A 14,931-nucleotide genomic window follows, 5' to 3' on the forward strand; every position below is an offset into this window, starting at 1 on the left:
TCTTTCGATGCACGACCAGACCGGGCCCGGCTCCGGCGGGGCCTCACCGGAGACGTTCATTCCGATTTCCCTGTGCCGGATAAGGCGCAAGTTCTTCGTGTTCGCCGGTCTGACCGTCGGCTGTGCGATGGTGGAGGCGACCGTGTGGCTCACCCTCGTGCTGCTGCTCATATCTGTCGCCATTCTGCTGGCCGCGGGGATCCTGGGCGGGACGGAGCTGATCCGTTCCGTTCTCCTCATGCCGCCGAAGCGTGAATCGCGATGCAAGCCGTGAGCCGTCATCGGCGGACCGGGTCACCGGGGTTTGCGCGGGCGACGATGAGCGGGTCGATCGGGGTGAAGGGAAATTGCGGCAGCTCCCGCTCGGGAATGTCGAAACTCGCGGCGAGGACTTCGCGGGAGAATGCCGAGGCGGTGGCCCGGTAGCCGATGTCGCCGGGCATGGGCTGGTCGAAGAAGATGAGGAAGTGAATGTCCTCGTCGCCGATGACCTCGATGTGGTGCGGAAAGGCGCGCGGCACGAAGTACATGTCGCCGGGGCCGAGCAGGTATTCGTCGAGGGTGTTGTCGGGGTCCAGGACGCGCATGCGGGCGTGCCCCTTGGCGACATATCCCATCTCGGCGGTGATCGGATGCCAGTGCGGTTCACGCATCCCGCTCTCCCTGATACGCAGGGAGTACATGGAGATGTCCTCCAGGGCGGCCCAGTACTGCTTGCGGGCCAGGCGCGCGTCGCCGTAGGCGTACGACAGCGGCGTATGCTGACCTTCCGCGTCGAACAGATGGGCGTTGGGCAGCCCCGCCGTGGACGGGACATCGGCCGAACCGGCGCGCCGGACGATCTGCTGAGCCGGAGACCGCTCGAAGGCGGCGAACGCCGACGCGGGCAGGTCGTAGGTGTTACCCAGCACGGCATCGGTCATGGCGTTGAAACTGGCGTGCAACGAGAAGTGCTGCGGGCGCTCGCTGCGCAGCGCGAGAAGGAACTCGGCGCGCTCGTCGCCGATGTTCTCGATGTGGTAGATGGCGCCGGACTCGACGTGATACATCTGACCGGCTCGGACGATGAACGACGAGAAGGCGTCGGCGTCGCCCAGGATCGACACCAGGACCGTGCCGGCAAGGCAATAGCCGAGCTGGTTGGCGTTGACGTTCCACTGCGGCTCGCGGATGGCGCCGGGCTCCAGCACGACATGCTTGAGCGAGAGCCGGTTGAGGATCGGCAGCACGGTGGCGTCCACCATGGTGACCGATCCGAGCTCGTTCTCGAATGCGGGTGGCAGAGCCGCCAAAGAAGTGATGTGCGGCGACGTACTCGTCATGACTTCTCCTTCGTAGCCGCATGCCGACGATCGAAATCCCGTGCGCGGCATCGCGGAACATCGTCCTTGGAGCGCAGGGCACGCCCACGCGGCCGATCCAGTGATCGATCTTCATGTGCTGGCGTATGCCCAGGTTAAGCAGCGAGTGTCCGCTGTGGCGGACTGCGTCACGGCGTGTCGCCCGATCATGGCCCTTCCGGTCGTCCTGGTTCGCGCGGCACCGCCATCTCGTGCCGCAAGATCAATATTTCTGCGTCTTCGGCCGCGGAGGAACGAGACAGCGGGACGAGCCACGCGAAGATCCGCGTGGCGATCAGGTGGAGCAGTCGCACGAGTACGAGGACCGATGATGTCGTATCGGTGCGGGGAGCGTCGTCCCAGGTCAGGAGCTGTGCAATTGAGCCCTTGCGTACTGCGTACGTGGCGCTGATCGTGTTAATGAAAACACGCCAGTCAGAAGGGCGAGCGCGCACCGGGGGAGCGGCGGGGGAAGCCGCTGCCCGAGGCGGTCGTTGCGGTCTCCGGCGAGTCGGCGGCTCCGGGCCCGGTCGGAGGGCTGCGATCCGGGCGTTTTCTGCTAATACGGATTATTACTGGGCTATCACCTCTTGACCCCACCCTTCGTGAAGTCCCACACTCTCTGCTAATGCGCATTATCGAGGAGACGGATGGTGGCAAGACGCCTCACCCAGCAGGACATCGCCCGCATGGCGGGGGTGAGCCAGACCACCGTGTCGCTGGTGCTCAGCAACCGCGTGGACAGCGCGGTGCGCATCTCGCCCGAGACCCGGCAACGGGTGCTGCGGGTGATCAGGGAGACCGGCTACATCGCCGACCCCGCCGCCCGCAGGCTCGCCGAGGAGGCCGGGTACGACCTGCTGCTGTTCACCAGCGCGCGGGCCACGCGCGGCAAGCGGCGGATCTTCAACGACGACAGCCAGGGCCTGCTCATCCCGAGAGGTCACGATCGTGCCGCTGTTCCGGATGTTCAACAGGGCCTGGGCCACTTCGGCACCTTCTACCGGGTCGCGCTTCCGCCGGCCAGACCGGCGCTCGGCGCCCCGGCCATCTTCGCCTTCCTGCACTCCTGGAACCTCCACCTGGAGCCGATCGTGTGCCTGTCCAGCCCGACATGTTCACGCAGCCGCAGGCGCTCACCCAGTTCGTCGACGCCTTCGGCAGGCCCATGTGGAACGTCCAGCTCGCCGCCGCCTCCATGACCGCCGTGCCGATCCTGATCGTTTTCGTCCTCGCCCAGCGCCAGTTCATCGAGGGACTGGCGCACACCGGGCTTAAGGAGTGATGTCCTGTGTACTCCCGACGTGGTTTCGTCTCCCTGGCCGCCGGCGCGGCCGCCTTACCGCTGCTGCCCGAGCCCGCCGCCGCCGATCCGCTCGCGAGCGGGTGGGACCTGCCGGGGTCGGTGTTCGTGACCGCGCCGCCCGACCCGCAGGCCGTGCTGCTCGGCGGGCCCGGCTTCGAGACCCACGCCGATGGCGTCGGCGACGACACGGCGGCGTTGCAGGCCGCCATCGATGAGGCTTCCCGGCGCGGTATCGCCAACAAGCTCTGCGACATCCTCGGTGGCGTGCGCGACTTCCCCCACGGTGACGGGGGCGGCGTCGTCCTCGTGCCCGAAGGCACGTACCGGCTGTCGGGTACCGTCCGGGTGTACGACTCGGTCCGCGTGATCGGCTTCGGCCGCCGGCGTCCCCGTCTCCTGCTGGGGGAGAACACCCTCGGCTACGCGTCGGGGACGGCGAAGGACGTGCTCTCCTTCGTACGGCGTCCCGTGGGCGGGCCGATCGCCTACGCCAACAACGACACCTTCGGCTCCGGCCTGGTCAACCTCGACATCACCATCGCGGCCGGCAACCCGGACGCGGTGGCCGTCCGGTTCGGCGGCGCGCAGCTCTGCCTGCTGCAGGACCTCGACATCGACGCGGGCGACGCCCGCGCCGGCATCGACCACAACGCCAACCTGATCCACCGCGTACGGGTGCGCGGCGGCGAGGTCGGCCTGAACGCCTACGCCGCCTCGGCCGGCTGGCAGACCACGCTGCTCGACTGCCGGTTCGAGGGCCAGCGCCGCGCCGCGGTGGCGATGGTCAACGACGCCAAGCTCGTCGTCGTCAGGGCCGTGGTCGCGCGCACGCCGAGGGCGTTCGAGGGCGCGCCGGGGCAGTGGCAGCACCTGTACGTCCAGGACTCCCACTTCCACGACGTCCGCGACGTCGCCGTGGTGCTCAACGACCAGGTCCCCGGCTCGGAGAACGACCTCATCCGGCGCAGCACCCAGCTCACCCTGCTGAACTGCACGTCCTCGCGGGTCAGCGACCTGCTCCTGCTCGCGCAGAGCGGGTCGCGTACCTCCGCACCGTCGCCGTCGGTCCACATCCGCGAGCTGACGTACGGACTGCGCGTCGAACACGCCCTGACCAGCGGCGAGACCCGGCGGGAAGGCGTGCACGCCGACCTTCGCCCGGGCGCCCCGATCGGCCGCTCCCTCACCAACCTGAGGCCCGACACCCCCGTGCCGCCGCCGACGCGCGAGTGGGTCAGCGTCGCCGACGTCGCGGCCAGGATGGGGCGCACCATCGGCATGGGCGAGGACGACCTGGCGGTCTTCCAGGCGGCCGTGGACCGCCACGACACCGTGTTCGTCCCCATCGGGCAGTACACGCTGACCGGCACGCTCCGGCTGCGGGCCGGCACCCGCCTCATCGGCCTGCATCCGCGCCAGACCTGGCTGCTCGCCGCCGACGGCCACCCTGCCTTCTCCGACCCGGACGCGCCACGCGCACTGGTGTCGACCCCGCGCGGTGGCCGTACCGTCGTGACGGGCATCGGACTCGACACCGCCAGGCAGACACCGGGCGCGGTGAACCTGCTGTGGCAGTCGGGCGCGGACTCCTATCTGGCCGACATCGCGACCCAGTTCGTCAAGTGGCACCCGGCGGACGCCCCGACGGGTGACCCCGGCTACAGCTACCGGGGCAGGCACAAGTACAGCATCTGGGTACGCGGAGGCGGCGGCACGTTCGCCAACGTGTGGAGCGTCAACGGCTGGGCGGACAACGGCCTGCTGGTGGAGGACACCCACGTCCCCGCCCGCCTGTACGAGATCTCGGTGGAGCACCACGAGACCCGCGAGGTGGTGCTGCGCGGCGTGTCAGGATGGCGCTTCCTCGGCCTGCAGACGGAGGACCACATCTACGGCTGGCGATCCCAGGCCGTCGAGATCGAGCGCAGCCGCGACATCCTGCTGGCCAACTCCGTTCTCTTCCGCGTGGCCACCGTCCTGGGGCCGCACCCGTACGCCGTGAGCGTCCGCGGCTCCCGCCGCATCACCCTGCGCGGCAACCGCGGCTACCGCGACAAGACCCCCGAGTTCACCCAGTGGGGCGCGGCCGTCTACGACCATGACAGTGGGCGAAGCGTGCCCGAGGTGGAGTTCACCTTGATCGAGGTGAGATGAGCCACGTCGGAGCGCCGCCCTCCGGTCCTGGGCGACGACCGTGAAGGCTTAGCCGGCCGCGCCGCTGTCCTGCGACGCCGACAGGCAGTTCAACCTGGTCTTGGACGCCGCCGTACGCGGCCTGGGCCTGGACACTTGTCTGCCGCAGTGCGACGGTGGCGAGGCCGCCCGGTTGGTCGCGCAAGGCATGGACGAGTGCCAGGTGCTCAAGCCCGTGCTGGACGGCCGGGTCCCGGACGAGGGCGGCTGCGTCGAACTCGGTATCGCCCCACACCCCGGCAAGTACTGCGTTGGCATGCAAGATCGACTGCGGCCGCTTCGGCGGCACCGACAGCGACAACCTGATGATCGACTACACCCTCGCCTGAACGGCCAAGCCCTGGACCACCTCGTCCAGGGCTTGGCCCGCCGGCCCGCGATCCTGCCGACATCGGCCACACCGTCTATGAGCCGCTGCACGGCCCACAGGCCGCCTTCCAGCCATGGATCGCCGACCTCGCGCCGCATCTCGGCCTCCGGCACCACCGCCTGGGGTCGACGGACGCGTCGTCGGTGCATGGGTGCGGGATCCCGGCGGTGTGGTCGAGCTGCGTCTGCTTGGTGACGAGGTCTCCCCGCAGGCCCGCGAGGCGTTGGCGGCCGAAGCGCGGCGGTTGGGCGCGTGGCTGCCAGCGGGTGTTCACCGTCTACCCCTCGCCGGCCATGCAGCCCGGCGCCGGGCGTTGACGCAAAAGGGGTGGCGGGTGGGCCGGGGGCCTGGGGCGGTGCGTGTCCGCTGCTCCGGGTCGGCGTCGCCCGGTTCTGTGCCCTTTGAAGACGGTTGCGCCGGTCACGGGGGCTCTTGGGTGCCGGCGGTGAGGCGTCGTCCCCAGGCGCGCATGTAGGCGATGGCTTCCGGTGGGCCGTGGACCACAACGGGGGCCTCGAGCGCTCCGATGCAGAAGGTGGCCCAGTCCAGGGAGTCGGTGGCGATCTCCACCCGGCACGAGGTGTCGTCGATGGGTTCGACTGTCCCGTAGTGCGCGATCTCCGCCCGCACCCGTTCGGCGGGGGCCCCGACCGTGGCGCGGACGGGATACCTGGCGGGCATCGCTCTGATCCGGGCGCGCACGTACTCGACGGGATCGTCGGCGGGCAGGGGGCGGGGAGCGAACGTCGTGCCGGTGCGGCTCGCATCACCGATGCGGTCGACGCGGAAGGTGCGCCAGTCGGCCCGGTCGAGGTCCCAGGCGATGAGGTACAGGCGGTTCTCGACGCGGACGATGTGGTGCGGGTGGACGGTCCTGGCCGCGGTCTGACCGGTGCGGGTGCGGTAGGCGAACCCCACGGTCTCGGTGTCGCGGCAGGCCAGGGCGAGGGTCGTCAACGAGGCGACATCGGTGACGCCCACGCGTGCCTCTGGGGTGGGCGCTGGGACGGCGACGGCGCGGAGGCTGTCGATGCGGCGTCGGATCCGTACGGGAAGCACCTGGACGATCTTGGCCATGGCGCTCAGCGCGGCGTCGGCTGACATCAGGGAGGGGCCGGAGGTGATCTCTTGGAGCCCCATGACGATGGCGGCGGCCTCGTCCTCGCTGAGTACCAGGGGCGGGAGCGAGGCGCCGGGGCTGAGTTGGTAGCCGCCGCCGGTGCCCCGTGCGGCGGTGATCGGATACCCGAGCTCCTGGAGGCTGTCGATGTCGCGGCGGAGCGTGCGCTGGCTGACGCCGAGGCGGCGCGCGAGCTCGTGGCTGGGCCAATGGCGCCGGTTCTGCAGCAGGCCGAGGAGTTCGAGGACGCGGGTGCCGGTCGACATGGGCCCACTCTAGGCCCGCTTGTGGACATATAGCGGCCACAAGCCCGGTGATGATGGGAACCGCCACCGAAGCGGGAATGGAGCGTACGCCGACACATGATCAGCACTGCCGATCTGTCCCGGAGTCTTCGGGCTCCCGGCGGCGATGAGGTCCGCGCCGTCCGGGGCATCGACCTCTCCGTGGCGCACGGGGAAACGGTCGCCGCTCTCGGCCCCAACGGCGCGGGCAAGAGCACCTTCATGCGGATGCTCTCGACGTTGCTCCCGCCCACGGGCGGCACCGCGCGCGTCGCCGGCTTCGGCGTACGGACCCAGGCTCCGCTGGTGCGCGAGCGCATCGGCTACGTCGGCCAGGGCAACGGCGCCGGGCACACCCAACCGGCCCTGGACGAGGTCGTCACCCAGGGCCGCATCTACGGCCTCGACCGGGCCGCCGCCCGCGACCTCTTCGCCGGACAGATCGCGACCCCCGGCGTCGGCTACGGATTCCTCGCCACCGGTGCGACCGCCGCCCTCGGCTTTCTCCTTGGGCTGCGCGCCAGCACCGACTGACAACACTCACGCGAAAGGACCCACGAACATGCGCATCCTCGTCACCGGAGCGACCGGCCAGGTCGGGCGGCACCTCGTCGGACAACTCCACGAAGCCGGACACGACGTCCGCGCACTCTCCCGCACCCCCGCCAAAGCCGACCTCCCGGCCGGTGTCGAGGTGGTGGCGGGCGAGCTCACCGATGCCGCCACGCTCGCAACAGCCTTCGAGGGGGTCGACGCGATCCACCTGATCACCTTCGGCGGCGACCACGACCTGACCAACGGCCCCGAGATCATCCACCTCGCCGTACGCCACGGCATCACTCGGGCCACGGTCCTCGGCGGCTGGTCGCCCACCAGCATCGAAAGCGCCCTGGAGTCCAGTGCGATCCGCTGGACCCTGCTGCAGCCGGCGGAGTTCATGTGCAACGCCCTCGAATGGGCCGATGAGATCCGCTCCCAGGGCACCGCGTCCATGCTCGCCACCTTCCCCAGCGCGATGGTGCATGAGGCCGACATCGCCGCCGTGGCCGCCACCGCGCTCACCCACGAGGGCCACGAGGGCCGGAGCTACCCGATCACCGGGCCCGAAGCCCTCACCCCGGCGGAACGCGTCCGGATCATCGCCGAGGCCACCGGGCAGGACATCGCCTTCGTACACCTCAGCGAGGACGCGGAGCGCGCCCGGCTGCGCGGCTACGGATACGACGAGGACTACGTGGAGTTCGGAATCCAACTGGCCACGAACCCGCCCGGGGCCGGTGGTGTGGTCCTGCCCACCGTCGAGGACGTCACCGGCACGCCCGCGCGAACCTTCGCCCAGTGGGCGCGGGAACACGCTGAACGGTTCCGCACCGCGCCCTGACCCGCACGGGCCGAACCCGTGGCTCCGCCGCCCGCCCGTAGGTCTTGGCCGCGAACTCCTGATAGATCGTCTCCACGCTCACGTGGCGATCCTCGGCGGCCCGGGCCAGCGCGTACAGGTTGATCTCGGTGGGCGTGCCGATGATGCCGGAGTCGTCGTATCGGTCGGTCCTGGCCACGTAGCCGATCACGTTCGGGAGCCGCTGATAGTGGCGCAGCCGCTTGACGTGCTCCTCCGGCCACGCGTTGGCGATCTTCCCCTGGCCGTTGTACTCGCCCGCCGCGTCGTACTCGACGAGCACCGGCCTGCCGATCCGCGCGATCGTGGCATCGTTCGGGTGGGTGAGGAAGAAGTCATGCGGCGTCGCCTTGGCCATCACCTTGACGTCCGGGTTGCGTACCAACGCGATGGCGCCGATCGTGCGCTCCATCTCCTCCGGGAAGTAGCCGAAGGTGCGCAGGTAGAGCCCCAGCTGCCGTTCGCCGATGATGACGTCGGCGACCTGGTCGACCAGGTAGGCCAGCTTCTGCTCGGCCGTGGCCAGCTTCGCCGAGTGCTGCCGCTCCACCCGTGCGCCGGTCTCGATGAAGGTCAGCACCACCGAGTCGATGTCCGGCACCAGATCGAGCATCTCCCGGTAGTCCTGCTTGAACCACTCCCAGAACGCCGGGTCGTCCAGGTCGATGGTGCCGCCCGGTCCGGTGCGGAACTCGGCCGGGTAGTGGCTCAGGTCGTAGAGCGAGTGGTCCCAGATCGCCACCTCGGCGATCCCGGCGTCGTGCGCGGCCTTGGCGAGCCGGTTGGCCCGCGCCCGCTTGACCGGGTCGCGCACCTCACGCAGGTCGTGCACGATCTCGTGGCTCAGCTGCAGGTGATTGATCTTGTACGGCTTCGCGGCGGCGATCACGGCGTCCGCCCCGGCGTCGCTGTCGGACAGGATCGTCCACCCGCGCACCGGCTGTCCGGCCTCGGCCCGCGCGGGCAGCGCCACCACGCCCGTCGCCAGCAGGATCAGGACGGCGAGGAGGTGCCTCATTGCTCCACCCCGTTCACGAAGACCTTCCGCAGGCTCAGCCCGTCCGTGTACGCGATCGTGTCCGGCCCGGTCACGTTCGTGAACGCACACTTCTCCAGGCGCACCCCGACCAGGTGGTCGGTCTCCAGGCCGACGAGGTTGAGCACGGCGTCGGCCCCGTCGAGCCGGGTCCGCTCCATCCGGATGTCGCGCACCGACACCGGCTCCGTGCCCTGCTCGTTGCTCGCGTAGTCCATGTTGACGAACATCACCTCACGGTCCACGTTCCCGCCGGTGAAGTCGCGCGTGTAGACACCCTCGATGAAGCCGCCGCGCTTCTTGCCGGCCTTGATGTAGACGGGGTATTTCACCGGGTAGTTGCCGGGGAAGTCCGGTGAGTTGATCACACACCGCTCGGCGAAGACGTTGCGCACCCCGCCCGACATCTCGCTGCCCACCGTGATGCCGCCCCAGCGGCCGGAGAACTGGCAGTCCTGGACCACGATGTTCTCGCTGGGCACGCCCACCCTGCGGCCGTCGGCGTCACGCCCGGACTTGACCGCCACGCAGTCGTCGTTGGTGTTGAACCGGCAATGGTGAATGTGCACGTACGACGACGCCTCAGGGTCGCAGCCGTCGGTGTTGTAGAGCGTGCTGACGACGGTGATGCCGCGCACGGTCACGTTCGTGCACAGGACCGGGTTCACGGTCCACATGGGCGGCTCGAGGATCGTGATGTCGCCGACCAGGATGTTCTGACATTTCACGAACTGGACCATGGCGGGACGCAGGTAGTGCCCGGCCCCGAACACGCGCTCCTCCACCGGCACGCCGTCGTCGCCCATCTTCCGCAGCGCCCGCTGGTCCCCGCCCTGCGGTCCGCCGTTGGCGTACCAGCTCTCCCAGGGACCCTGCCGCGCCTGGCCGTCGAGCGTTCCCCTGCCCGTGACCGCGATGTTCCGCTGCCCGTGGGCGTAGATGAAGGGGCTGTAGTTGCGGCACTCGGTGCCCTCCCACCGGGTGAGGACAACTGGCAGGTACGCGTTCGGATCGGTGCTGAAGGCCATCACCGCGCCCTCCGACACATGCAGCTCGACGTTGCTCAGCAGGTGGACGGCACCGGTGAGGAAACGTCCCGGCGGCACCACGACCCGGCCGCCGCCCCGGCGATGGCACTCGCCGATCGCCGCCGCGAACGCGGCCGTGCAGTCGGTCGTGCCGTCGCCCACCGCGCCGAACGCGGTGATGTCCCACTTCCGGCTCGGGAACCGGGGAGGTCGGATCTTGCGCAGAATGTCCGGCACCTTCCGCCACGGATCGGGGGGCCGGGACTCGGCCGCCGCCGGGCCGGTCCCGGGCAGGAGTGTGGCCGCGGCGAGGGATCCTCCGGCCTTGAGCAGAGAGCGTCGGGAGGGCATGGTCACCACCGGGGGGTCGTGGAGTGAGAGGCGATGTCGTCCCACAGGGCGGCCGGGACGGGGTGGTCCAGGGCCCGCAGGTTGGCGGCGACGTGGGCCGGGTGGTGGGCCCCGACGAGGACCGTACGCACGGCCGGGTGCCGCAGCGGGAACTGCAGGGCCGCCGCGGGCAGCGGGACGCCGTGCCGGGCGCACACGGCGGCGAGTGCGTGGGCCTCGGCGGGCGCGTCCGGCGGTGGCTGGGATCCGGCCAGCAGGCCGCGGTGCAACAGGCCGGCGGCGATGACCGGGATCCCGCGATCCAGGCAGAGCGGGAGCAACTCGTCGAAGGCCGTGCGGCGCAGCAGGGTGATCTGGTTGGCGGCCAGCAGCAGATCGAGGTCCGTGTGCCTGACGAAGTCCACCAGCATGGGGGACTGGTTCATGCCTACACCGATGGCCCGCACGACGCCCTGGGAACGTAGGTCCGCCAGCGCCGGATAGGCCTCGTTCAGCGCCTGCGGCCAGTGGTGGTCCGGGTCGTGGATGAAGAGGATGTCCACGTGGTCGAGGCCCAGGCGGTCGAGGGACTCCGCGACGCTGCGCAGGACCCCCTCGCGGCTGAAGTCCCACTCGACGTGCCGGTCATCCGGTACGGCGAAGCCGCCGTTGTCACCCGGCCCCGGGCGGACGAGCCGGCCGACCTTGGTCGACAGGACGAACTCCGACCGGGGCCGCAGTCGCAGTGCGCGGCCCATGCGCCGCTCCGACAGGCCGAGCCCGTAGAAGGGGGCGGTGTCGAAGTAGCGGATGCCGCCCTCCCAGGCGGCCTCCATCACCGCGGCGGCCTGCGCGTCCGAGACGGCGTGCACGTAGTTGCCGAGTGGCCCGCCGCCCAGCCCCACGGCGGGCGTCATCGGAGTTCCAGGTGCAGCCAGGTGGTGACCACCTCGGAGACCGCCTCCAGGTGGTGATCCTCGCCGGCCTCCACGATGAGCACATCGCCCCCAGAAAACTGTGAAATTTCGCCGTTTATGTGGACCTTTCCGCTGCCAGAGAGGATGAGGAAGATCTCCGGGTCCACGTGCGTATGAGCCTCGTGTGCATGGCTCACCTGGCCGGGGCGGAGTGTCGACACCCCACCGGACGCCACCCGGAAGCCGGGCAGCGAAACCCCCGCGCGCATGTCCGCCAGCGTGCTCCTACGCACCGTCGCCCGCCCCCTTGGTGGCCGGTCCGCCGCGGTATGGCTGTCGTTCGTGATTCAAGAGCTCACCTTCCGGCGATTCCCGTGAGCGTGACGCCCCGGATGAACGTCTTCTGCGCCAGGAAGAAGACGACGAGGATGGGCAGCATCGACAGCAGCGCGACGGCCATCATCTGGTTGTACTGGGTGACGTACTGGCCGTTGAACATGCCCAGGCCCTGCGCGAGAGTGATCTTCTCCATCGAGCGGAGGTAGATGGAGTTCTCCAGATACTGGTTCCAGTTGCCGACGAAGGAGAACAGGCAGATCGCCGCGATGGCCGGCCTGGCCAGCGGCAGCATGATGCTCCACAGGATGCGCAGTTCGGAGGCGCCGTCGATGCGGGCCGCGTCGATGAGCTCCTGCGGGATCGTGGTGAAGAACTGCCGCAGCAGGAAGATGTAGAGCGCCACGCCGAAGAACTCCGGCACGATCAGCGGCAGGTAGGTGTCCACCCAGCCGAGTTCGGAGAACATGATGAACTTCGGCACCAGGGTGATCTCCCGCGGGATCATCATGGTCGCCAGCAGCGCGGCGAACATGAAGCCGGAGGCCCGCGCCCGCATCCTGGCGAAGGCGTAGGCGGGCAGCACGCAGGAGACGAGGTTGCCGGCCATGGACAGGGCGGTGATCACGATGGTGTTCAGCAGGAACCTGTCGAACGGCAGCGAGCCCGTCCAGCCCTTGACGTAGTTGTCGAAGTGGAAGGAATCGGGGAACCATTGCGGCGGGAAGGCCAGGTTCTCCGCGTCCGACTTCAGCGAGGTCGTCAGCATCCACAGGAAAGGCAGCAGGAACACCGCCGAGCTGACGATCAGCAGGACGTAGGCGCCGCTGCGCCGGATCCGCCTGATCCGCTCGGCCTGCTCCGAGGTCAGGGGCGGGCCCGGCCTGGTGCGCGCGGGTCCCCGATCATGCGTCGCGGTTTCGACGAGCACTCGGCGTACCTCACTTGAACTCGTAGTGCACCCAGCGCCTGGCCAGGCTGAACTGGATCGCGGTCACGACGATGACCAGCACGAACATGGCCCACGACAACGTGGCCGCGTATCCCATGTCGAAGTAGACGAAGGCGTGCCGGTAGATGTAGAGCCCCAGCACCATCGTGGCGTTGCCGGGGCCGCCCTCGGTCATGACGAGGATGAGCACATAGCTCTGCAACGCGGCGATGAAGCCGGTCACCACGTTGAAGAAGATGACCGGCGACATCATCGGCACGGTCACGCTCCAGAACCTGCGCCACCATCCGGCGCCGTCGATCTCGGCCGCCTCGTAGAGCGTCTTCGGAATGCCCTGGAGGCCCGCCAGGTAGATGACGATCGTGTTGCCCGCGCCCCACACGCTCATCAGCACGAGCCCGGGGATGGCCCACTCCTGGGAGGCGAGCCAGCCGGGTCCTTCGATGCCGACCGAGGCCAGCATCTTGTTGATCAGTCCGTAGTCGGGGTGCAGGATGTTCAGCCACAGCAGCGCGGTGGCCAGGCCCGACACAACCGAGGGCAGGTACATCACGGTACGGAACAGGCCCTGGAAGCGCAGCGGCTGATTGAGCAGCATCGCCAGCAGGAACGTGAACGTGACGCCGAGCGCCACCGCCCCCACGCCGTACTGCACGGTGTTCTCGATCGACTCCCAGAACTCGGAATCGCCGAGCATGCGCTCGTAGTTGGCCAGACCCACCCATTTCGGCGGCTGGAGCAGGTTCCACTGCATGAAGCTGAGCACCACCGCGGCGACGATCGGGCCCGCGCTGAAGAGCACGAACCCGATCAGCCATGGCGAGACGAACAGGTGGAAGCGCCGGGCCTCCCGGCGGGCCGGCGTGCTGGTGGCGCTCACGGCGGTCATGCGACCTTGTTCTCGGCCAGGACGGGCGTGACCTTGCCGGCGATCTCCCTCAGCGCGTCGTCCACACCGATCTTGCCGAGCATCGCCCGCTCCCAGACCGGCGCGGCGGTGTTCTCGACCTTCTTGCTGGCCGGCAGCCGCAGCACGCCGTCGTCGGAGGCGTAGTCGGCCAGGACGTCCTTGACCAGTTTCACCTCCTGCGCCGGGATGCCGAGCGCCTTGGCGTTGTCCTCCCACGCGGACTGGCGGGCCGGCGCGGCGATCCGGCGGAACTTGTAGCCGGAGGCCGACAGCCACTCGTACATGTAGATCCAGGCGGCGTCCTTGTTCCGCGACGATTCGGCCATCACCAGCGCGCTGCCCACGGCGGGGGTGAAGCGGCCCTCGGGCCCCTTGGGCACGTGCGTGGCGCCCCACTTGAACGCCTTCTGCTTGGACAGCTCCAGCATCAGCCAGGCGCCGTTGATCATCATGGCCGCGTGCCCGGACTTGAACGGATCCACCTTCTCCAGCAGCTGGAGCTCGGCCAGGCTCGGCACGGCCTTGTCCTTGATCAGCAGGTCCAGCCAGCGAGCCATGACGTCCCTGGCCGCCGGGTCATCGATCATCACCTTGGCCTCGGCCTGGTCGAGGAACCGCCCGCCGTAGGGGAGGAGGAACACGGCGGTCAGGTCGGGTGACGGCTTGGGCATCGGGGAGAAGCCGTAGACCTTCTCGACGCCCGATCCGCTGGTCATCTTCCGCATGGTCTCGAAGAGGCGGTCGAAGGTCCAGGTTTCGTCGGGGTAGGCGATGCCGGCCTGGTCGAACAGGTCCTTGTTGTAGAACAGCAGCTTGGGCGCCATGTCGGTGGGCAGGCCGTACAGGCTGCCGTCACGCTTGAAGTAGCCGAGCCCGGACTGCGGGATGTCGTCCATGTCGAACCCGGGCGTCCTGCCGATGTAGTCGTCCAGGGGATGCAGGACCTTGTTGGCGACGAGGTTCTGCGTCCAGGAGTAGTGGTTGTAGAGCACGTCGGGCAGCGTGCCGCCGGCCGCCTGCGTCATGTACTTGGTGAGGAACTGGTCGAACGGCGCCGACTCGCGCTTGATCTCGATGTTCGGGTGGCGCTGCTTGAAGAAGAAGTCGAACTGCGCGTTGCGCACCTCGGTGACGGCGTCGGTGGTGAGCGCCACAGTGATCACGATCTTGGTGGCCGGGTCGGGCACGCTCGTCCTGGGCCAGGTCAGCGAGTTGTTGAGCTGTTCGGCCTCCTCGAACGGCCAGGCGTCGCTGCCCGGCCGGTTCGGGTCGATGACCTGCGCGCCCGACTTGACGGGGGCCGCGGCCTGCTTCTGCGTGCGGCTGTCGCCGCAGGCGGCCAACACCGGCGCGGCCGCGGCCGCCGCCGCCAGAGCCAGGATCTGCCGACGGTTCATCTCCATGGGGGTG

General features: G+C 69.1%; 14 protein-coding genes. 5 read left to right on the forward strand and 9 right to left on the reverse strand.

Annotation, left to right across the window (positions count from 1 at the left end; translation table 11 throughout):
* Nucleotides 1-7 precede the first annotated feature (7 nt).
* Nucleotides 8-274, forward strand: coding sequence for a hypothetical protein (locus tag ACTWPW_RS46195; protein WP_443172484.1), 267 nt, complete (start codon nucleotides 8-10; stop codon nucleotides 272-274).
* Nucleotides 275-278: 4 nt separating this feature from the next.
* On the opposite strand, the gene ACTWPW_RS46200 is transcribed toward ACTWPW_RS46195, so the two are convergent.
* A complete protein-coding gene (locus tag ACTWPW_RS46200; RefSeq protein ID WP_375117440.1) occupies nucleotides 279-1,322 on the reverse strand; it encodes a cupin domain-containing protein in 1,044 nt (347 codons plus the stop codon).
* Between the two features lie 668 nt (nucleotides 1,323-1,990).
* Here ACTWPW_RS46200 and ACTWPW_RS46205 point away from each other — a divergent pair.
* Nucleotides 1,991-2,542 (forward strand): LacI family DNA-binding transcriptional regulator, encoded by a 552-nt coding sequence (locus ACTWPW_RS46205; protein ID WP_443172485.1) that lies wholly within the window; start codon nucleotides 1,991-1,993, stop codon nucleotides 2,540-2,542.
* Between the two features lie 89 nt (nucleotides 2,543-2,631).
* Entirely contained in the window at nucleotides 2,632-4,800 is a 2,169-nt protein-coding gene (locus tag ACTWPW_RS46210) for a glycosyl hydrolase family 28-related protein (protein ID WP_443172486.1), read from the forward strand.
* A gap of 829 nt (nucleotides 4,801-5,629) precedes the next feature.
* Here the strand turns inward: ACTWPW_RS46210 and ACTWPW_RS46215 are convergent.
* Nucleotides 5,630-6,595, reverse strand: a complete 966-nt coding sequence (locus tag ACTWPW_RS46215) for a helix-turn-helix transcriptional regulator (protein ID WP_443172487.1) — start codon at nucleotides 6,593-6,595, stop codon at nucleotides 5,630-5,632.
* Nucleotides 6,596-6,691: 96 nt separating this feature from the next.
* Here ACTWPW_RS46215 and ACTWPW_RS46220 point away from each other — a divergent pair, with 96 nt between their 5' ends.
* Nucleotides 6,692-7,147 (forward strand): ATP-binding cassette domain-containing protein, encoded by a 456-nt coding sequence (locus tag ACTWPW_RS46220; RefSeq protein WP_443172488.1) that lies wholly within the window; start codon nucleotides 6,692-6,694, stop codon nucleotides 7,145-7,147.
* 28 nt (nucleotides 7,148-7,175) lie between these two features.
* Entirely contained in the window at nucleotides 7,176-7,994 is an 819-nt protein-coding gene (locus ACTWPW_RS46225) for an NAD(P)H-binding protein (RefSeq protein WP_443172489.1), read from the forward strand.
* On the opposite strand, the gene ACTWPW_RS46230 is transcribed toward ACTWPW_RS46225, so the two are convergent.
* The 7 genes from ACTWPW_RS46230 to ACTWPW_RS46260 all read right to left on the reverse strand — a co-directional run bounded on the left by ACTWPW_RS46230 (nucleotide 7,921) and on the right by ACTWPW_RS46260 (nucleotide 14,924).
* Nucleotides 7,921-9,030 carry a hypothetical protein gene (locus ACTWPW_RS46230; protein ID WP_443172490.1) on the reverse strand — a complete coding sequence of 370 codons (1,110 nt, stop codon included), beginning with the start codon at nucleotides 9,028-9,030 and terminating at the stop codon, nucleotides 7,921-7,923. The two genes, ACTWPW_RS46225 and ACTWPW_RS46230, sit on opposite strands and share 74 nt — an antisense overlap.
* Entirely contained in the window at nucleotides 9,027-10,427 is a 1,401-nt protein-coding gene (locus ACTWPW_RS46235) for a glycosyl hydrolase family 28 protein (protein ID WP_443172491.1), read from the reverse strand. The genes ACTWPW_RS46230 and ACTWPW_RS46235 overlap by 4 nt, the downstream gene beginning before the upstream one ends.
* Before the next feature lie 2 nt (nucleotides 10,428-10,429).
* Nucleotides 10,430-11,323 carry an aldo/keto reductase gene (locus ACTWPW_RS46240; protein ID WP_443172492.1) on the reverse strand — a complete coding sequence of 298 codons (894 nt, stop codon included), beginning with the start codon at nucleotides 11,321-11,323 and terminating at the stop codon, nucleotides 10,430-10,432.
* A complete protein-coding gene (locus ACTWPW_RS46245; protein ID WP_443172493.1) occupies nucleotides 11,320-11,592 on the reverse strand; it encodes a cupin domain-containing protein in 273 nt (90 codons plus the stop codon). Before ACTWPW_RS46245 ends, ACTWPW_RS46240 begins: the two co-directional genes overlap by 4 nt.
* An 86-nt stretch (nucleotides 11,593-11,678) precedes the next feature.
* Nucleotides 11,679-12,590, reverse strand: a complete 912-nt coding sequence (locus ACTWPW_RS46250; protein WP_443172494.1) for a carbohydrate ABC transporter permease — start codon at nucleotides 12,588-12,590, stop codon at nucleotides 11,679-11,681.
* A gap of 10 nt (nucleotides 12,591-12,600) precedes the next feature.
* The gene (locus ACTWPW_RS46255) at nucleotides 12,601-13,500 is read right to left on the reverse strand and encodes a carbohydrate ABC transporter permease (protein ID WP_375117451.1); all 900 of its coding nucleotides are present in this window, start codon (nucleotides 13,498-13,500) and stop codon (nucleotides 12,601-12,603) included.
* Complete coding sequence (locus ACTWPW_RS46260; RefSeq protein ID WP_443172495.1) at nucleotides 13,497-14,924, reverse strand: ABC transporter substrate-binding protein; 1,428 nt, start codon at nucleotides 14,922-14,924, stop codon at nucleotides 13,497-13,499. Before ACTWPW_RS46260 ends, ACTWPW_RS46255 begins: the two co-directional genes overlap by 4 nt.
* Nucleotides 14,925-14,931: the final 7 nt, after the last annotated feature.

The sequence above is a fragment of the Nonomuraea sp. KM90 genome (assembly GCF_052246675.1).
Lineage (GTDB): Bacteria > Actinomycetota > Actinomycetes > Streptosporangiales > Streptosporangiaceae > Nonomuraea.

What these genes read in the sequence shown, in the direction of transcription:
- ACTWPW_RS46200 (WP_375117440.1), bottom strand. Translation starts at nt 1,322, where the DNA reads ATGACGAGTACGTCGCCGCACATCACTTCTTTGGCGGCTCTGCCACCC.
- ACTWPW_RS46195 (WP_443172484.1), top strand. Translation starts at nt 8, where the DNA reads ATGCACGACCAGACCGGGCCCGGCTCCGGCGGGGCCTCACCGGAGACG.
- ACTWPW_RS46255 (WP_375117451.1), bottom strand. Translation starts at nt 13,500, where the DNA reads ATGACCGCCGTGAGCGCCACCAGCACGCCGGCCCGCCGGGAGGCCCGG.
- ACTWPW_RS46215 (WP_443172487.1), bottom strand. Translation starts at nt 6,595, where the DNA reads ATGTCGACCGGCACCCGCGTCCTCGAACTCCTCGGCCTGCTGCAGAAC.
- ACTWPW_RS46225 (WP_443172489.1), top strand. Translation starts at nt 7,176, where the DNA reads ATGCGCATCCTCGTCACCGGAGCGACCGGCCAGGTCGGGCGGCACCTC.
- ACTWPW_RS46245 (WP_443172493.1), bottom strand. Translation starts at nt 11,592, where the DNA reads ATGCGCGCGGGGGTTTCGCTGCCCGGCTTCCGGGTGGCGTCCGGTGGG.
- ACTWPW_RS46230 (WP_443172490.1), bottom strand. Translation starts at nt 9,030, where the DNA reads ATGAGGCACCTCCTCGCCGTCCTGATCCTGCTGGCGACGGGCGTGGTG.
- ACTWPW_RS46235 (WP_443172491.1), bottom strand. Translation starts at nt 10,427, where the DNA reads ATGCCCTCCCGACGCTCTCTGCTCAAGGCCGGAGGATCCCTCGCCGCG.
- ACTWPW_RS46240 (WP_443172492.1), bottom strand. Translation starts at nt 11,323, where the DNA reads ATGACGCCCGCCGTGGGGCTGGGCGGCGGGCCACTCGGCAACTACGTG.
- ACTWPW_RS46260 (WP_443172495.1), bottom strand. Translation starts at nt 14,924, where the DNA reads ATGGAGATGAACCGTCGGCAGATCCTGGCTCTGGCGGCGGCGGCCGCG.
- ACTWPW_RS46205 (WP_443172485.1), top strand. Translation starts at nt 1,991, where the DNA reads ATGGTGGCAAGACGCCTCACCCAGCAGGACATCGCCCGCATGGCGGGG.
- ACTWPW_RS46220 (WP_443172488.1), top strand. Translation starts at nt 6,692, where the DNA reads ATGATCAGCACTGCCGATCTGTCCCGGAGTCTTCGGGCTCCCGGCGGC.